We start from the raw sequence: 16,677 nt of genomic DNA, 5'->3' as shown, positions 1-16,677 counted from the left end.
CTGGGCGCAAAGCGCCAGCACAGAGGGCTTCGCGGGGATTTATCCGACCCATGAAAAAGCCCCGCCCGGCATCGCCGGGCGGGGCTCATCGAACCAGCAAGCGCCTCAGGCGACGTTCATGGTCTTGTGGGTGTCGATCAAGTGCTGCACCACGCTCGGGTCGGCCAAGGTGGAGATATCGCCCAGGCCTTCGTATTCCGCCGTCGCGATCTTGCGCAGGATCCGCCGCATGATCTTGCCGGAACGGGTCTTGGGCAGGCCTGGCGCCCACTGGATGACATCCGGCGAGGCGATCGGGCCGATCTCCTTGCGCACCCAGTTCTTCAGCTCGGCGCGCAGGGCTTCGCTCGGCTCCTCACCGCCATTGAGGGTCACATAGACGTAGATGCCTTGGCCCTTGATATCGTGAGGCACGCCAACCACCGCCGCCTCGGCGACTTTCGGGTGGGCAACCATCGCGCTCTCGATCTCGGCGGTGCCCATGCGGTGCCCGGAGACGTTGAGCACATCGTCCACGCGCCCGGTGATCCAGTAGTAGCCGTCCTCGTCGCGACGCGCACCGTCACCGGTGAAATACATGCCGCGGAAGGTCTTGAAGTAGGTATCGACGAACCGGTCATGGTCGCGGTACAGGGTCCGCGCCTGGCCCGGCCAGGAATCGAGGATCACCAGGTTGCCCTCGGCGGCGCCTTCGATGATGTTCCCCAGGTTGTCCACCAGGGCCGGCACCACGCCGAAGAATGGCCGCGCCGCGGAACCCGGCTTCAGCGCATGGGCGCCGGGCAGCGGGCTCATCAGGGTCGCGCCGGTCTCGGTCTGCCACCAGGTGTCGACGATCGGGCAACGGGACTGACCGACATTCTTGTAGTACCAGTCCCAGGCTTCCGGGTTGATCGGCTCGCCCACCGAACCCAGCAGGCGCAGGCTGCTGCCGTCGGCGCCTTCGCAAGCGGCGGTGCCCGAGGCCATCATGGCGCGGATCGCGGTCGGAGCGGTGTAGAGGATGTTGACCTTGTGCTTGTCGACGATCTTCGCCACCCGGGTCACGTCCGGATAGTTGGGCACGCCTTCGAACAGCACGGTGGTAGCGCCGTTGGCCAGCGGCCCGTAGACGATATAGGTGTGGCCGGTGACCCAGCCCACGTCGGCGGTGCACCAGTAGACTTCGCCCGGACGATAGTCGAAGACCCGCTCGTGGGTCAGCGACGCATACAGCAGGTAGCCACCAGTGGTGTGCTGTACACCCTTGGGCTTGCCGGTGGAACCGGAGGTATAGAGGATGAACAGGGCCTCTTCGGCACCCATTTCCTTCGGTGCGCAGACACTGCCGGCGACCTTCATCAGGTCCTCGTACCAGATGTCGCGATGCTGGTTCCACTTGATGTCGCCACCGGTGCGCTTGCACACGATGACCTTCTGGATGCTGTTGGTTTCCGGGTTGGTCAAGGCGTCGTCGACATTGGCCTTGAGCGAGATCTTCTTGCCGGCACGGATGCCTTCGTCGGCGGTGATCACCACTTTCGAACGGCAGTCGATGATGCGACCGGCCAGGGCCTCCGGCGAGAAGCCGCCGAATACCACCGAGTGGATCGCGCCGATACGGGTACAGGCCAGCATGGCCACCACCGCCTCGGGGATCATCGGCATATAGATAGTCACCACGTCGCCGCGGTGCACGTCCTGGCCACGCAGGGCGTTGGCGAACTTGCAGACTTCTTCATGCAGTTCGCGGTAGGTGATGTTGCGGCTCTCGGAAGGGTCGTCGCCCTCCCAGATGATCGCCACCTGGTCGCCGCGCTCGGCAAGGTGACGGTCCAGGCAGTTGTAGGAGACGTTCAAGGTGCCATCGGCGAACCACTTGATATCGACATGATGATCGTCGAAGGAGGTCTGCTTCACCGTGGTAAAAGGCTTGATCCAGTCGAGACGCTTGCCCTGCTCGCGCCAGAAACCGTCCGGGTTCACGACCGACTGCTGGTACATGGCCTTGTAAGTCGCCTCGTCAGTCAGCGTCTTGGCCAGAACCTCGGGACGAACGGGATACACAGAAGCCGCACTCATCTTTCTTACCTCGGTGACATAGTTGTTTTTGTATGACCCCGTTGTAGCCGGGGGACGCCTATAGAACCATTCGACGATGGTAGTAACAACCCCCAGCGAAATGCCCCAGGATCTAGCGAAACCCTTCAAGAACAGGCCCTGGAGGCATATCGAGGCAATCCGAAAATGTTCGCGCAGGTCTCTGGAAAGGGCTTTTTCGGCGATTGTTACAAAAACCGTCAAAAGTGTTTATCAAAAGTACGCCTATATGGCGCTCCGCCCCACGCCTAAAATCTGCCTCGCCCAACAGGCAAACTGATTAACCAAGTTGCAGCCCCCACGAAGGCAGTTAATCAAACTTCTACTCAAGTTCCACACGCAGCCCCAAAAAGGCTGCGTGACCCCACACGACCTTAGAAAGGTAAAACGCAAATGAAAGCTTTATTAGTTCTGGCCCTCAGCAGTCTGTGCGCTACAGCGATGGCTGATGAGATCCCGACTGATGCCGCCAGCCAGCAAGTAGCAGTAGAGGAATACACTTACTCCACGGACCTGGATATCGCCAAAGTTATTTCCATGAGCGAAGTTCCAGAAGTATGTGAAGTTGTACCGGCACGCATGGAATATGAAGATTCCAAAGGTCTGCGACATATTCTCCAATACCGCGTAATGGGTAACGGTTGCTCCAACGGCTGATAACCGCCCCGCCGCCCAGGCCTCGATGACCGCCGGCCGCAAGAAATCCCTCTTGCGGCAAAGATGCGCGGCACACTGGGGTTCCAGCACAGGCATCGTTGCACAACGTGCGACCACGACAATCGCATGCATCTTTTTCCGAAATGTACGTCACCGTCCGCCACACCGATGACACCTGCTCGAAAGTCGCTACCAATGACGCGGATTGATGGCGACTTGCCCTTACCTGGGAGATTCGCAAGGCGCTTCGACAGGACCAGGCACCAGCTTTTGAGTTGTGTCAAAACTCTGTAAATCGCCTTGGAAAACACAACATCTAGTAAATTTGGTTGTTTTTTGACCGAATCATGGATTTTTTTGCCCGCCTGAAAAAAAAACTTCTCCAGCCAAAGCCCTGTAAACCCGCGCTCTGCCTCAAATCCCTCGCCTTCCTCGGCTCACCTGCGCCCATCGGTCGCCCCACGCCCCTGAAAATATCCTTATAATGCGTCCTCAAAACGGGCCTGCAACATTCCCTTACCGGATGAAAACGACCTGCTGGACCTCGCGCCGGAGCCGACACCCTCAGCCCTGCCCGACAGCAGCCTCAAGCACCCGCAGACGAATTTCTGTTTATTGCCTGCGTCACTGCTGCAACAAACGATTTCTTTGATTTAACGCGGCCAGTAGCGCCGTGTGAAAAGCCAACCCTTTTGTTTTCACACGGGCATCTGGCCCTCAAGCAGGAGACGACACGTCATGCTGAGCTGGGACGAATTCGATAAAGAAGAAAGCGAAGCCACGGCCAAGGGCACCAATGCCGGCCAGGCTTCCGACGCCACCATGGACCGCCTCGACAGCGCCGGTGGTGCCGCCGCCCTCGAAGCCCGCGCCGTGACCTCCGCCGACTCGGCCGCCGTGGTTCGCGCCAAGGCCGCCCTGGACGAGCTGGACATCGCCGAGGGCCTGGCCGAACTGGAAGGCTCCGCAGCTCGCGTCGCCGTTGACGAAAAGCGCATGATCAACTGCCGCGCCGACCTCAACCAGCTGGTGCCATTCAAATACGACTGGGCCTGGCAGAAGTACCTGGACGGCTGCGCCAACCACTGGATGCCGCAGGAGGTCAACATGACCGCCGACATCGCCCTGTGGAAGAGCGCCGAAGGCCTGACCGACGACGAGCGCCGCATCGTCATGCGCAACCTGGGCTTCTTCTCCACCGCCGACTCCCTGGTCGCCAACAACCTGGCCCTGGCCGTGTACCGCCTGATCACCAACCCCGAGTGCCGCCAGTACATCCTGCGCCAGGCCTTCGAGGAAGCGATCCACACCCACGCCTACCAGTACTGCATCGAGTCGCTGGGCATGGATGAAGGCGAGATCTTCAACATGTACCACGAGATCCCTTCGGTCGCGAAGAAAGCCGCCTGGGGCCTGCGCTATACCCGCTCGATCTCCGATCCGGAATTCGATACCGGCACCGTAGAGACCGACAAGGAACTGCTGCGCAACCTGATCGCCTACTACTGCGTACTGGAAGGCATCTTCTTCTACTGCGGCTTCACCCAGATCCTGTCCATGGGTCGCCGCAACAAGATGACCGGCGTCGCCGAGCAGTTCCAGTACATCCTGCGCGACGAATCCATGCACCTGAACTTCGGTATCGACGTGATCAACCAGATCAAGATCGAGAACCCGCACCTGTGGGATGCCGAGATGAAGGAAGAAGCTACCCAGATGATCCTGCAGGGCACCCAGCTGGAGATCGAATACGCTCGCGACACCATGCCGCGCGGCGTACTGGGGATGAACGCGGCAATGATGGAGGACTACCTCAAGTTCATCGCCAACCGTCGCCTGTCGCAGATCGGCCTGAAGGAAGAATACCCGGGCACCACCAACCCGTTCCCGTGGATGAGCGAGATCATGGACCTGAAGAAAGAGAAGAACTTCTTCGAGACCCGCGTGATCGAGTACCAGACCGGTGGCGCGCTGAGCTGGGACTGAGTTCCACGTTCACCCAACCGGCCCCACGAAAAGCCCTGACCTGGTCAGGGCTTTTTTATGGCCGCTTCTTCTATATAGACAGTCCTCGCAAGCCGCCCTGCCTCCCTCCCCTCAGCGACGGGCGCCCCTCGCCTCTGCCCTTCTCCCAAACCGTCGACAACAAGCCATGCCAGCCCAGTGGCCACTATCCATCCGTCGAACCTACTGTACCCGTAACACCCCAGGCACTAGCCGCACCAAGACAGCCCAAGCAGACCCGGCAGTCACTTCCAAACTAGCTAGTTCAAAAAAACCTTGGAAAGACCAAGGCTAGTTCGAGCATGTAACGCCATTGACAGAAAAAACAATGCAACTTGCAGCCCTTCTGCAACACCGGCGTCATTTATCAGGGAGCACTTCTTTGGTGCGATGAATGCACCAACAACAAACATTTTCCAGGGAATTTAATAGCCACTTAACAACGAAAACATCTGTTTAGATAAACTTACATAAATACATCTATCTCCTAAATAATCCGCAAGACACTTTAGAAAAAATGCATTTTTTGGCTTTTTTTTCACTAGACACCGGCTATTTTGCTCGCCTATATTCGGTCTGCCCTACAGCCAAGGAAGTGCTTAAATGAATGTTCGGCAATTGCATTCATCCAACTCGAAGTGGGAAACGATATTTGGTTTCTCACGTGCAATAGAAGTTGGCGATACATTGTATGTATCAAAAACCGGCCCCCTGGACGCCAATGGAGAAATAACCGCGACAGGTGTTGCCGAGCAGACACGCGTAGTTATCGAAAACATCTCGCGAGTTATCGAAAAAGCCAACTTCAAACTTGAAGATGTCATACAAAGCCGGCTCTACCTGACCGAGATCGACAACTGGCAAGAGGCCGCCACCGTACATGGACAGTACTTTCATGCCATCCGGCCGGCCTTCACATTGCTTCACGTGCTGCCATTCCCCGAACGGAAAATGATCGTTGCCATGGAAGTCGTGGCCCGTCGCCAACAGCCTGCCGCCGTTTCGGAGTCGCCATGAACGCCTCGCCCCTCTTCACGCTCTTCGCCACCGTGGCCGCGGGAATGGCCATGGCCAGCAACTACCTGCTGCAACCGGTCCTGCCGGCGGTCGCCACGACCCTGGGCATCGACCTGGCCAGCGCCGGCCTGATCGCCGCCAGCACCCAGATCGGCTACATGCTCGGCATCTTGCTGATCGTGCCCCTGGGGGATGTGCTCGACAAACGCAGCCAGATCACCTGGCAGTTCCTGATGCTGGGCGCGGCGATCTGCTTCGCGGCGCTCTGCAACTCTACTGTGCCGTTCTTCCTGGCCTGCATCGTCATCGGCAGCATGGCCACCAATGCCATCCAGCTCAATGCACTGGGCTTCCAGCTCAGCGAAAAAGGCAGCACGGTGGGCACCATCACCATGGGCATCAGCGCCGGCATCCTGTTGGCCAGATTCGTCGGCGGAGCGATCGCCCAGGCCTGGGGCTGGCAACACATGCTGGTGTGCATCGGCGCAGCTATGTTGGTACTGGCGCTGGTGGGCCGGCTGGTGATGCCCGCATCCCCAGCCCGGGGTCGCGCCTCATACCGGCAGATACTGGGCAGCCTGCCCGGACTGCTGGGGCGCTATCCGCTGCTGCGCGAGTCGGTCATGGTGGGTGGGGCCTGGTTCTTCGTCTTCAGCCTGTTGTGGGTCGCGTTGATGCTGCACCTGCAGGCCGCGCCACTCAACCTCGACCCCACCACCACCGGGCTGTTCGGCCTGGCGGGCCTGGCCGGACTGCTGCTGGCCCGCTACGCCGGCGCCCTTGCGGACCGGATCGGCAGCCGCGCGGTGATCGCCCTGGGCCTGTCGCTGGTGCTGGCTGGCGTCGCGGTGCTCTACCTGTTCCCCTATTCCATGGTCGGCCTGGTGATCGGCGTCGTGCTCTTCGACCTGGGGTGCTTTGGCGCGCAAGTGGCAAACCAGACTCGTGCCCTTCGCCTTGAACCCACTTTGCGCAGCAGCCTGTTTGCCGTCTACATGTTCTGTTATTACGGCGCCGGAGCCCTGGGTTCATTGTCCGCCGGTTATATCTACCAACAATCGGGGTGGCGCGGCATATGTATAAGTGCATTCAGCGTCACCGCTATTGGACTGCTAATAACCTGGATAAATAACAAGAACACCGCACTCGATATACAAGCCGCCAAATAGAGCGGGCGTACTAACGCAACAACTTCCTACTACCTGGAACAACTTGACTTGCCAGACGCAAAGTCATGCGCCTGGCCGTGCCCGCGAACCGCACCAATGGAGATGACTGTCATGTTCACCATTCAACTACTGGCGATACTTCTCCTCAGCCAGTTGCTGGGCGGCCTGGCGCAACGCATAGGCCAATGCCGGGTAGTCGGGGAAATCACCGCCGGCATCTTGCTCGGTCCCACCTTCCTGCAACCGCTGCTGCAGTCCATGGGAGTGCAATCCTCGCTGTTCGCCGCCGAGCACATCGGCTGGATCGGCACGTTGGCCGAATTGGCCCTGGTGCTGCTGATGTTCGAAGTGGGCATGCACATCGCCCCGGACAACGGCCGGCACAGCCGCCAGGAAAACCAGGCGGCGCTGAAGATCGCCGCGGCCGGCCTGGTGTTGCCGTTCATCGCCGGCACCATCGTCGCCTGGTACGCCCATCCGGTATTGGCTCCCAGCTTCGACCAGTGGTCCTTCATCGTGTTCTGCGGCATTGCCCTGGCGGTGTCCGCCCTGCCGGTGATGATTCGCATCGTCGAGGACCTGGGGATCAGCGACCTGCCGGCGGTGGCCGTGACGCTGCGTGCCGCCGTGCTGACCGATATCGCCGGCTGGCTGGCCCTGGGGGCAGTGATCGTATTCTCCGCCTTTCACCACGACCTGAAGCTGGTGGCGCTGTTCGGTTTCTGCCTGTTGCTGGGGGTCGCCAGCTACGTCGCCCTGTCGCTGCAATGGGTCGAGCGAGTCCTGGCCAGGGCCGAAGCCGACGAATATCCACGCCACCTGCCCTGGGTGCTGTGCTACCTGCTGGCCAGCGCCTGGATCACCATGCACCTGCAACTGCACGCCGGGATCGGCGCCCTGCTGGCAGGCGCCATGGTCAGCCGCGCACCGGGTTTCGCCAGCTACTGGAACCGGCAGATCGGCGGCTTCCTGAGGATCTTCCTGCTGCCGGTGTTCTTCGCCAGCGCCGGGCTCAAGACCTCCCTGAGCACCGCGAGCAACGCCCTGGAGCTCAAGTGGTTGCTGATCTTCCTGGCGGCGGCCTTCGTCAGCAAGTTCTTCGGTGCCTACCTGGGGGCCCGCCGCAGCGGCTTCTCCTACCAGGACTCGACCCTGACCGGCGCCCTGATGAACACCCGCGGCCTGATGGAATTGGTGGTGCTGTCCATCGGACTGGAGCTGCAGCTGATTTCCCCCACCGTCTACAGCCTGCTGGTGACCGTGGCCCTGATCGTCACGGCCACCACCACGCCCCTGGTGCGTCGAGTGACGCAACGCGCCCCCCGAGCATTCGCCCGACCCGCCATCGCGGAAAAAAACTTCAACTGATGCACTGACCTTGTGGAGCTAGACATGACCCAGCTGAACGCCACTCTTGTAGCCAATAAGATCAAGGAAATCATTGCCGAGCGCCTGGACCTGGACATACCGGTTTCGGGAATCAACGAGGCCGCCGGCCTGGCATCGGAAGTCGGAGTCGATTCCATCGGCTTCATCGAACTCAAGTTCCAGTGCGAAGAGGAGTTCCAGATCCAGATCGCCGAAGAAGAATTCGTGCCCGAGCACTTCTTCAGTGTCCATACGCTGTCCAGCCTGGTCCTGGAAAAGTCCGGGGCGCTGCAAGCATGAACGGCCTGGTCAACTTCAGGCACAGGGAACACTACATTGCCCCTGGCCAATTGCTGAACGTCTCCACCACCGCCAGCGTGGGTACAGGAGCCGGGTTGCCGCAGCTGCACGAGGACTACCTGGCCTACTGGCAGGGGCAGTCGCTGCCGCTGGGCCAGGTGGTGCTGATCGCCCTGCCCAACGGGCCCGACCTGCTGGCCATGTTCGCCGCCGTGCTGAACAGCGGTTATGTCCCGGCGCTGATCGCCCCCAGCACCCCCGGCGAGCGGATCGCGCAGATGATCATCGACTTCGCCGCCGGCGCCCTGGTGCGTTCCAGCACCCAGGCCTCCACCTGGGCCGGCTACGGAATCCGGCAGGCCGAAGACCTGGGGCGCTGGCAGATCGGGCAAGTGACCAACGCTCCACTGCCGGTCACCCTGCCCGGCCAGGTCGTCATCGCCACCTCGGGCACCTCGCGGGCCTTCAGCAGCGGTTGCGTGCACTGGTTCAGCTCGCTGCAGGCCAACGCCCTGCGCCACGCCCGCAGCATCGGCCTGACCCGGGCCGACCGGATCCTGGTCAACCTGCCGATGTACTACTCCACCGCCCTGGTCGCCCAGACCATCGCGGCCCTGGAGCTGGGGGCGCACCTGGTCATCAGCGGACCGCCGTTCCTGGTCCCCACCTACCTGGAAGACATCCGCGAACACCGCATCAGCGCCAGTTCGGTGACGCCAGTGCTGTTGCGCCAGATCAACGCCCAGCCACAGCCCTTCGCCCGCTGCCTGCGCCTGCTCACCGTGGGTGGCGACCTGGCGGCACCCACGGAGGTGAACCAGTGCCTGGAGGCCAACCCCGGCCTCGAGCTGTACCTGACCTATGGCATCAGCGAAGCCGGGCCCCGGGTCTCGACCTGCGCGGCGCACCGGGTTGGCCCCCAGCGCCTGGCTTCGGTGGGACTGCCCCTGGATGGCACCCACGTCATGCTCCTGCGCTCGAGCCAGGACAGCAACGAGGGCGAACTGCTGGTGAGTTCGGACACCCTGCTGACCAGGAAGATCGGCCAGGACAACCAGAGCCCCTTCATCGAACTGCACGGCAAGCGCTGGCTGAGGACCGGCGACATCTTCAGCCAGGACCCCGATGGCTACCTGTACTTCAAGGGCCGCAACTCGGACTTCATCGTCATTCGCGATGAAAAAGTGAACCTGGGAGCGATCAAGCAACTGTGCAAGCGCGTGCCAGGGGTCCTCGCCTGCCGCACCGAAGTGATCAGCGAAGCCTCGATGCTCGCGGGCTTCCAGCTGGAACTGACAGTCGACCGGGAGGTGGTCCGGGAACACCAGGGCGACCACTTCAAGACCCGCCTGCTCAAGCAGCTCAAGCACTACGAACGACCCCTGGCGATCGCCCTGCTGCACCGCGACGCCCTGAGCATGACGAACCACAAGTAAGGAATCCTCATGAACAGCCACACCCAATCACTGGCCCGGCAGGTCGTCGCGCTGCACGGCCTGCGCTCGATCGAGGACATCATGGCCAAGGTGCCCTTGACCCTGTGCCATGTGCTGCAGGAATCGGATGTATTCCAGACCTACGCCCCCGAGATCGTCCGCCTGAAGTATCCGCAGGAGCAGTGGGCGCAGCACATCGAGCGCTACGAGCACTACCGGGACCAGGTGATCGCCGCGCTGAGCGTGGACGATTACCTGCAAGCCATGCTCGACCCCGGTACCCGCCTGCCTTGCTTCTGTTCGCAGATGGCGGACGTGGCCGGCACCCTGCTGCATGTGATGACCGGCGAGCGCGTCTATGCCGTGCGCAACATCTTCGTCAACTACCTGTACCTGCCCCAGCGCTGGCACTGCATCAATGCCGTGGTCAGGGACCAGCGCATCCGCTACTTCGATGTCTCGGCCTACGCCCAGGTCCTGGACAAGCCCAAGCGCAAGCTGGTCCGCCCGGCTGAACTGGAGGGCTTCAATGCCGCCGACATCGCCCCGCGCTTCATCCACAGCGAGCGCTGGCTGCAAAAGGACCCCTTCGTGCGCCAGATCGAACTCAAGGGCAACCACATCCAGGACAACTTCTATCCCTCGCCGGTGAGCGGCAAGCCGCTGGACGAGTTTCAACGAACCTTCAATTGACCACGGTTGCCCGGCCCCCGTGCCGGCAACCCTTAACTCCTGCGCAATATGTATGAGGTGGCGATCATGGAAGTCAGATCAAATGTCGTCGTTGTTACAGGTCTTGGATGGAATACCGCATTGGGCGACGACGTGGAGGTCGTCACCGCCCGCCTGCTCGCCGGAGAGTCGGGGATACGGCCGCTCCCCAGCGAACTGCGGCTCAAGAACGATAGTGCCGGGTACCTCGAGGATGTCGACAACCCCGACCACAAGGCCCGCTTGATCGAGTTCACCAGCAAAGCAGTGGAAGCGGCGCTGCGCGATGCCCGGCTCGATGGCCAGACGCCCAATCCCCATGCACGGCTGATCATCGGCACGAGCCTGGGCTACCGCCTGGATAGTGGACAGTTCCACCAGGATCCGCTGTACCAGTGGGTCGACGACGTAGGGGCGCGGGTCGGCATGAACGCCCTGGCGCTGTCGACCGCTTGCTCGTCGGGCTCCGATGCCATCTTGCTGGGTGCGCACCTGATCCGCTCGGGGCAGGCCGACTTGTGCGTCTGCGGCGGCGCCGACGTGCTGGGGGATGCCAAGCGGCTGGCCCACACCGCCCTGGGGACGCTCTCGGCGACCGGCCTGAAGTCCTTCGACCAAAGCCACGACGGCACCCTGCTGGGCGAAGGCGCGGGATTTGTCGTGCTGCAACGTGAGGGCCTGGAAAAACACAAGCCCCATGCCTACCTGCTCGGCTGCGGCGCTGCCAACGATGCCGCCGGCCTGACCGCGCCGGATGAAACCGGGGCTGGCATCCGCCTGGCGCTGGATCGCGCCCTGGCCCAGGCCGACCTGAGCCGCAACCAGGTCGGGCTGATCAACGCCCACGGCTCGGGCACCTACACCAACGACCGGGTCGAGAGCGCCGCCTACAACGAGTACTTCGGCGACTACCACCCGCTGGTCTTCGCCACCAAGGGCGCCTTCGGCCACACCCTGGGGGCCACTGGCGCCATCGAGGCCATCGCCTTGATCAAGGCCCTGCAGACCCAGGCCGTCCCCCCGGTCCATGGCCTGCAGCAACCACTGCCGAACCTGGAGTTCGACCTGCCGCTGCAGCGGCCGTCCAACACCCGCAGCCAGGTGGGCCTGAGCCTGACCATCGGCTTCGGCGGCTTCAACACGGCCCTGGTGTTCCAGCGCTTCGACCAATAAGGCTGCCCGAGAACCGAAGATGAAAACACTCGCGACCAGCAACACCCATTCACTGACTTACGCCGACCTCGACGAGAACTTGCGTCGTGGCCTCAAGAGCGCCGATCCCCTGGTCTTCAGCGTTCTGCAAAGTGTCGGCAACCTGCAACGCCAGCATGCCGGCGCCCTGGATGAACAGCGCGTGCATGTCGGCATGATCCAGTACGGTACGGCGTTCCCCAGCCAGTTGACCGGCAGGATCGTCGGCGATCTCCAGGCCCGCGGACGCGTATCCCCGGTGGACTTCATCAATGCCAACGCTGGCGCCCCGCTCTCCATCTGCTGTACCCGCTATGGCTTCCAGGGCCCGACCCTGGTGCTGACGATGCCCGATGCCGACGCCCGGCCCATCGCCGAGAGCCTGGCGCAGCACTGGCTGCAAGACGGCCAGGCCAAGTTCCTGTTCCTGTGCCGCGCCGACTTCGCCCCCGATCGCGGGATCGAGGTCCAGACCCGACTCCTGTGCTTGTGATCCTTCCCTTCGCCCTCCACCTTGAGAAACCGAAAAATGCACAACCAGACTTTTGATGTTGCAATCATCGGCAGCGGCATCGCCGGCACCATGCTGGGCGCGATCCTGGCCAGCCAGGGCGTCAAGACCGTGATCATCGATGCGGGCACCCATCCGCGCTTCGCCGTCGGCGAGTCGATGGTGCCGGAAAGCGCCGTGCTGCTGAAAATCCTCGCCAAGCGCTACGGCATTCCCGAACTGGCCTACCCCGGCGAGCTGAACTCGCTGATCAAGCACGTCGGCTCCTCCAGCGCGGGCATCAAGCTGGCCTTCAGCTTTGCCTGGAACGGCAAGAACTGCGAACACAACCCGCTGGACGTGGTATCCACCCCGGTCATCGCCCCCGAGGCCCACCTGTTCCGCCAGGACGTCGACGCCTACTACCTGGCGCTGGCGGCGCGCCTGGGCGCCACCATCCGCCAGCAAGTGCGCATCCAGGACATCGAGGAGACGCCCGACGGCATGTTGCTGAACCTGGGCAACGAGCAGATCCAGGTCAACTACGTGGTGGACGCCGCCGGCTATCGCTCACCGATCGCCGACAAGTTCGGGCTGCGCCAGGGCGCACGGGAGATGCAGGCGCGCACCCGCTCGCTGTTCACCCACATGACCGGGGTCAAGCTCTACGAAGAGGCAGTGGCCGGCACCGAGGTCACGGGGTCGCCGACCGCCCTGGCGCAAAGCACCCTGCACCACATGTTCGAAGGCGGCTGGCTGTGGATCATTCCCTTCGACAATCACCCGCACTCGACCAACACCCTGTGCAGCATCGGCCTGCAAGTGGACATCGACAAACACGGGCCGGCCGGCGATCCGGAGCAAGAGTTCCAGCGTTTTCTCGCCGAGCACCCCACGGTGGCACGGCATTTCGAAGGCGCCGCACGGGTACGCGAATGGACCGTGGCCCCGCGCCTGAACTACACCAGCCGCGAAAGCGTGGGCAATCGCTACTGCCTGCTGGGGCATGCGGTGGGCTTCGTCGATCCGCTGTTTTCCCGTGGCCTGGTCAACACCTTCGAGTCGATCGCCCGCGTGGCGCCGGCGCTCATCGATGCGGTCAGGAGCAACACCTGGGACAAGCAAGACTTCCTCGCCTACCAGGACTACAGCCTGGAAGTGGTCAGGATCAACGATCGCCTGGTGGCCAACTCCTTCACCGCCTTCGACAGCTTCGCACTGTGGAACGCCTGGTTCCGGGTCTGGATCAGCGGCAGCTACATCGGCGTGTTGCGCCTGCGCAAGATCTACGCCGACTACCTGGCCGATGGCGATGCCGCCAAGCTGCGCCAGGCCTTCGAGAACGCCACCTACGCCGGGCACCTGTCCATCGAGAGTCCTGCCTTCGAAGCGCTGTTCGAGCAAGCCTGCGCGGCGATGGAAAGCTATGCCGCCGGCAACCAGAGCGAAGCCCGCACCATCGAAGTGCTGCAACAGTTGTTCGAGGCTAACCGCGAGCACCTGCCGATCGACTTCGCCGACTTCTCCAATCGCTTCCTGTCCCGCGCCAGCCAGCCCTTCGCCGACTCGCTGCTGCTGTGGGCACACAACGCCCCTGGCGGTATCAAGCCGCTGTTCGACCGGGGCGCGACGCCGGTGAAATTCGACTTCCTGGACAGCTATCGCTACGGCAACCGCGAAGAGCTGAACCAGGCCGCCGACCAGGCGCTGGCCCAGTGGCGCCAACGCTGATCCATCCCTGGAGCCACCCGGCACATGCATCCAGCCTGTGCCGGGGCGGCTTGGCCCAACCACCGGAGAACACCCATGCAGAGTGAGTTCCCGTCCTTGGACGCCCGGCGCCAGTGCGCCGTGGCTCGTGGAATCAACCAACTCCACCCGGTCTACGTGAAAAGCGCGCGCAACGCCCAGCTCACCGATGCCAACGGCAAGCACTACATCGATTTCGCCGGCGGCATCGCCGCCCTCAACACCGGACACCTGCATCCACGGGTGGTCGAGGCAGTCCAGGCCCAGCTCGGGCTGTTCGCCCACACCTGTTTCGCGGTCACGCCCTATGAGGACTACATCAGCGTCTGCGAACGCATCAATCGCCACATGCCGGGTGCGTTCGACAAGCGCAGCCTGTTGCTGACCACCGGCGCGGAAGCCGTGGAAAGTGCCATCAAGGTGGCGCGGGCCGCCACCGGGCGCACCGGCGTCATCGCCTTCACCGGGGCCTTCCATGGCCGTACGTTCCTGACCATGGCCATGACCGCCAAGGTTGCGCCATACAGCACGGCCATGGGCTTGATGCCGGGCCACGTCTATCGCGCCTTGTTTCCCGATGGCGTCGAAGTCGACACCCAACAGGCGCTGGCCAGCCTGGAACGGATCTTCTACTGCGATGCGGCGCCCACCGATATCGCCGCGATCGTCATCGAGCCGGTACAGGGCGAAGGCGGTTTCCATGTGGCCCCGCCAGCCTTCATGGCGGCCTTGCGGGCTCTGTGCGACAAACACGGCATCCTGCTGATCGCCGACGAGGTGCAATGCGGCGCAGGGCGCACCGGGACTTTCTTCGCCATGGAACAGATGGGCGTCGATGCCGACCTGATCGTGTTCGGCAAGTCGGTGGCCGGCGGCCTGCCGCTGTCAGGCGTGGTCGGCCGCGCCGAGCTGATGGACAGCATCGGTCCGGGGGGCCTGGGTGGCACCTATGCCGGCAACCCCCTGGCCTGCGCCGCCGCCCTGGCGGTGCTGGAGGTGATCGAGCAGGAGCGCTTGCTGGAGCAGGCGCTCACCCTGGGCAACACCTTGACCCGAGCGCTGGAGGAAATCACCCGCGGCCTGGGCGTCAGCTGCCGGATCCGCGGGCTCGGGGCCATGGTCGCCCTGGAACTGTTCGACGACGCCCGGCAGAGCATGCCCGCCACCGACCTGACCCGGCTGCTGGTCAGGCTGGCGCAGCAGCGGGGTCTGATATTGCTGGCTTGTGGTCCACGCAACAACGTCATTCGCTTCCTGATGCCATTGACCATCGACACCCAGGCCCTGGCCGACGGCTTATCGATCCTGGGCCAGTGCCTGGAGGCCATCAAGAGCGTTTCATCATTCGTCTGAGAAGGAAGCCGCGATGAACAGCATTGCTACGGACAAGCGCGCCCTGCGCAACGCCTATGGACAGTTCGCCACGGGCATCTGCGTCGTCACCACCCTGGATCCCCAGGGCCAGCCCACCGGCCTCACGGTCAACAGCTTCAACTCCGTCTCCCTGGAGCCGGCGCTGGTGCTGTGGAGCCTGCGCAAGGAGTCCTGGAGCGCACAGGCCTTCGAGGCCGCCGATGGCTTCGCGATCAATGTGCTCGCAAAGGGCCAGAGGGAGGTCAGCGATCGCTTCGCCAAGCCGCTGCCCGACAAGTTCCACAGCGTCGGTTTTGCCCTGGGCAAGCACAACATGCCGCTGATCCATGGGGCCATCGCCCAGTTCGAATGCCTGAAGCATCGCCAGCTGGACGGCGGCGACCATTGGATCTTCCTCGGCGAGGTACTGCACTTCAGCCATGCCCAGGGCGACCCGCTGATCTTCCACGGCGGGCGCTACGCCACCGCTCAGCCTGCCGCCACACCCGCCTGAAGTTGCGCCGGGGGTGGCGCTACCGGCGCCGCCCCCTTGGCATAGGCCGCCCGCACCTCGGTGCGGGTGGCCATGCGTTGCAGGTAGCCGGCCAGGTTGGGCAGCGCCTGGATATCCACCTGCAACTGGCCGTGGATGCGCAGCCAGGGATAGATGGCCATGTCGGCGATCGAGTAGTCGTGGGCAATGAAATCGCGCCCGGCCAGGGTCTTTTCCACGGTCTGGAACAGATGCACGGTCTGCTCCCGGTAGCGCGCCCGCGCGTACTGGTTGCCTTCGGCCTCCTGGTGGATGAAGTGATATTGCTGCCCGGCCATCGGCCCGAGGCTACTGACCTGCCAGGCCAGCCAGTGCAGCACCTCGTAGCGCGGGGCCCCGTTGGCCGGCAGGAAGCGGCCATGGGTTTCTGCCAGGTACTGCAGGATGGCGCCGGACTCCGGCAGGGTCAGCTGCTGCTGGTGATCGACCAGCAATGGAATCTTGCGGTGGGGGGTCAAGCGGGCGAACTCCCCGTGGTGCTGTTCACCCAGCGCCAGGTCGATTCGATGGATCCGGTAAGGCACGCCGAGCGCCTCGAGCATGATCAGGATCTTGTGCCCGTTGGCCGTCGGCGCGAAATAGAGTGAGTACATGGCAATG

At 62.7% G+C, this 16,677-nt stretch carries 15 protein-coding genes; 13 read left to right on the top strand and 2 right to left on the bottom strand.

Annotation, left to right across the window (positions count from 1 at the left end; genetic code table 11):
* Positions 1–105: 105 nt before the first annotated feature.
* Positions 106–2,061: an acetate--CoA ligase gene (acs, locus tag AC3WK8_RS27495; protein ID WP_053137052.1), complete on the bottom strand. Its 1,956-nt coding sequence runs from the start codon at positions 2,059–2,061 to the stop codon at positions 106–108.
* A 411-nt stretch (positions 2,062–2,472) separates the two neighbouring features.
* Between acs and AC3WK8_RS27490 the strand changes: the two genes are divergently transcribed.
* The 13 genes from AC3WK8_RS27490 to AC3WK8_RS27430 all read left to right on the top strand — a co-directional run bounded on the left by AC3WK8_RS27490 (position 2,473) and on the right by AC3WK8_RS27430 (position 16,038).
* Positions 2,473–2,736, top strand: coding sequence for a DUF2790 domain-containing protein (locus AC3WK8_RS27490; protein ID WP_083456990.1), 264 nt, complete (start codon positions 2,473–2,475; stop codon positions 2,734–2,736).
* A 738-nt stretch (positions 2,737–3,474) separates the two neighbouring features.
* The gene (locus AC3WK8_RS27485; RefSeq protein WP_085597275.1) at positions 3,475–4,722 is read left to right on the top strand and encodes a ribonucleotide-diphosphate reductase subunit beta; all 1,248 of its coding nucleotides are present in this window, start codon (positions 3,475–3,477) and stop codon (positions 4,720–4,722) included.
* 621 nt (positions 4,723–5,343) lie between these two features.
* Positions 5,344–5,757 (top strand): Rid family hydrolase, encoded by a 414-nt coding sequence (locus AC3WK8_RS27480; protein WP_103326812.1) that lies wholly within the window; start codon positions 5,344–5,346, stop codon positions 5,755–5,757.
* Entirely contained in the window at positions 5,754–6,926 is a 1,173-nt protein-coding gene (locus AC3WK8_RS27475) for an MFS transporter (RefSeq protein WP_103326813.1), read from the top strand. Before AC3WK8_RS27480 ends, AC3WK8_RS27475 begins: the two co-directional genes overlap by 4 nt.
* A 111-nt stretch (positions 6,927–7,037) precedes the next feature.
* Positions 7,038–8,294, top strand: a complete 1,257-nt coding sequence (locus AC3WK8_RS27470; RefSeq protein ID WP_158250077.1) for a cation:proton antiporter — start codon at positions 7,038–7,040, stop codon at positions 8,292–8,294.
* Between the two features lie 24 nt (positions 8,295–8,318).
* Positions 8,319–8,594, top strand: coding sequence for a cispentacin biosynthesis acyl carrier protein AmcB (gene amcB / locus AC3WK8_RS27465; protein WP_022640338.1), 276 nt, complete (start codon positions 8,319–8,321; stop codon positions 8,592–8,594).
* Positions 8,591–10,030: an adenylate-forming 2-oxoglutaryl-ACP ligase AmcH gene (gene amcH, locus AC3WK8_RS27460; RefSeq protein WP_103326815.1), complete on the top strand. Its 1,440-nt coding sequence runs from the start codon at positions 8,591–8,593 to the stop codon at positions 10,028–10,030. Before amcB ends, amcH begins: the two co-directional genes overlap by 4 nt.
* A gap of 9 nt (positions 10,031–10,039) precedes the next feature.
* Complete coding sequence (locus tag AC3WK8_RS27455) at positions 10,040–10,723, top strand: hypothetical protein (protein ID WP_022640340.1); 684 nt, start codon at positions 10,040–10,042, stop codon at positions 10,721–10,723.
* Positions 10,724–10,771: 48 nt separating this feature from the next.
* Positions 10,772–11,914, top strand: coding sequence for a cispentacin biosynthesis acyltransferase subunit AmcF (amcF, locus tag AC3WK8_RS27450; protein ID WP_207245178.1), 1,143 nt, complete (start codon positions 10,772–10,774; stop codon positions 11,912–11,914).
* Positions 11,915–11,933: 19 nt separating this feature from the next.
* Complete coding sequence (amcG, locus tag AC3WK8_RS27445; RefSeq protein ID WP_103326817.1) at positions 11,934–12,425, top strand: cispentacin moiety biosynthesis protein AmcG; 492 nt, start codon at positions 11,934–11,936, stop codon at positions 12,423–12,425.
* A 36-nt stretch (positions 12,426–12,461) separates the two neighbouring features.
* Complete coding sequence (locus AC3WK8_RS27440; RefSeq protein ID WP_103326819.1) at positions 12,462–14,153, top strand: NAD(P)/FAD-dependent oxidoreductase; 1,692 nt, start codon at positions 12,462–12,464, stop codon at positions 14,151–14,153.
* Positions 14,154–14,228: 75 nt separating this feature from the next.
* Complete coding sequence (locus tag AC3WK8_RS27435) at positions 14,229–15,524, top strand: aminotransferase class III-fold pyridoxal phosphate-dependent enzyme (protein ID WP_103326821.1); 1,296 nt, start codon at positions 14,229–14,231, stop codon at positions 15,522–15,524.
* A gap of 13 nt (positions 15,525–15,537) precedes the next feature.
* Entirely contained in the window at positions 15,538–16,038 is a 501-nt protein-coding gene (locus tag AC3WK8_RS27430; RefSeq protein ID WP_103326823.1) for a flavin reductase family protein, read from the top strand.
* Here AC3WK8_RS27430 and AC3WK8_RS27425 read toward each other — a convergent pair.
* Complete coding sequence (locus tag AC3WK8_RS27425) at positions 16,014–16,670, bottom strand: glutathione S-transferase family protein (RefSeq protein ID WP_053137087.1); 657 nt, start codon at positions 16,668–16,670, stop codon at positions 16,014–16,016. The genes AC3WK8_RS27430 and AC3WK8_RS27425 overlap by 25 nt on opposite strands.
* Positions 16,671–16,677 lie beyond the last annotated feature (7 nt).

The organism is Pseudomonas sp. FW507-12TSA (assembly GCF_058781435.1).
The sequence above is the reverse complement of the archived record's forward strand: the minus strand, read 5'-3'. Positions and strand labels throughout refer to the sequence as shown.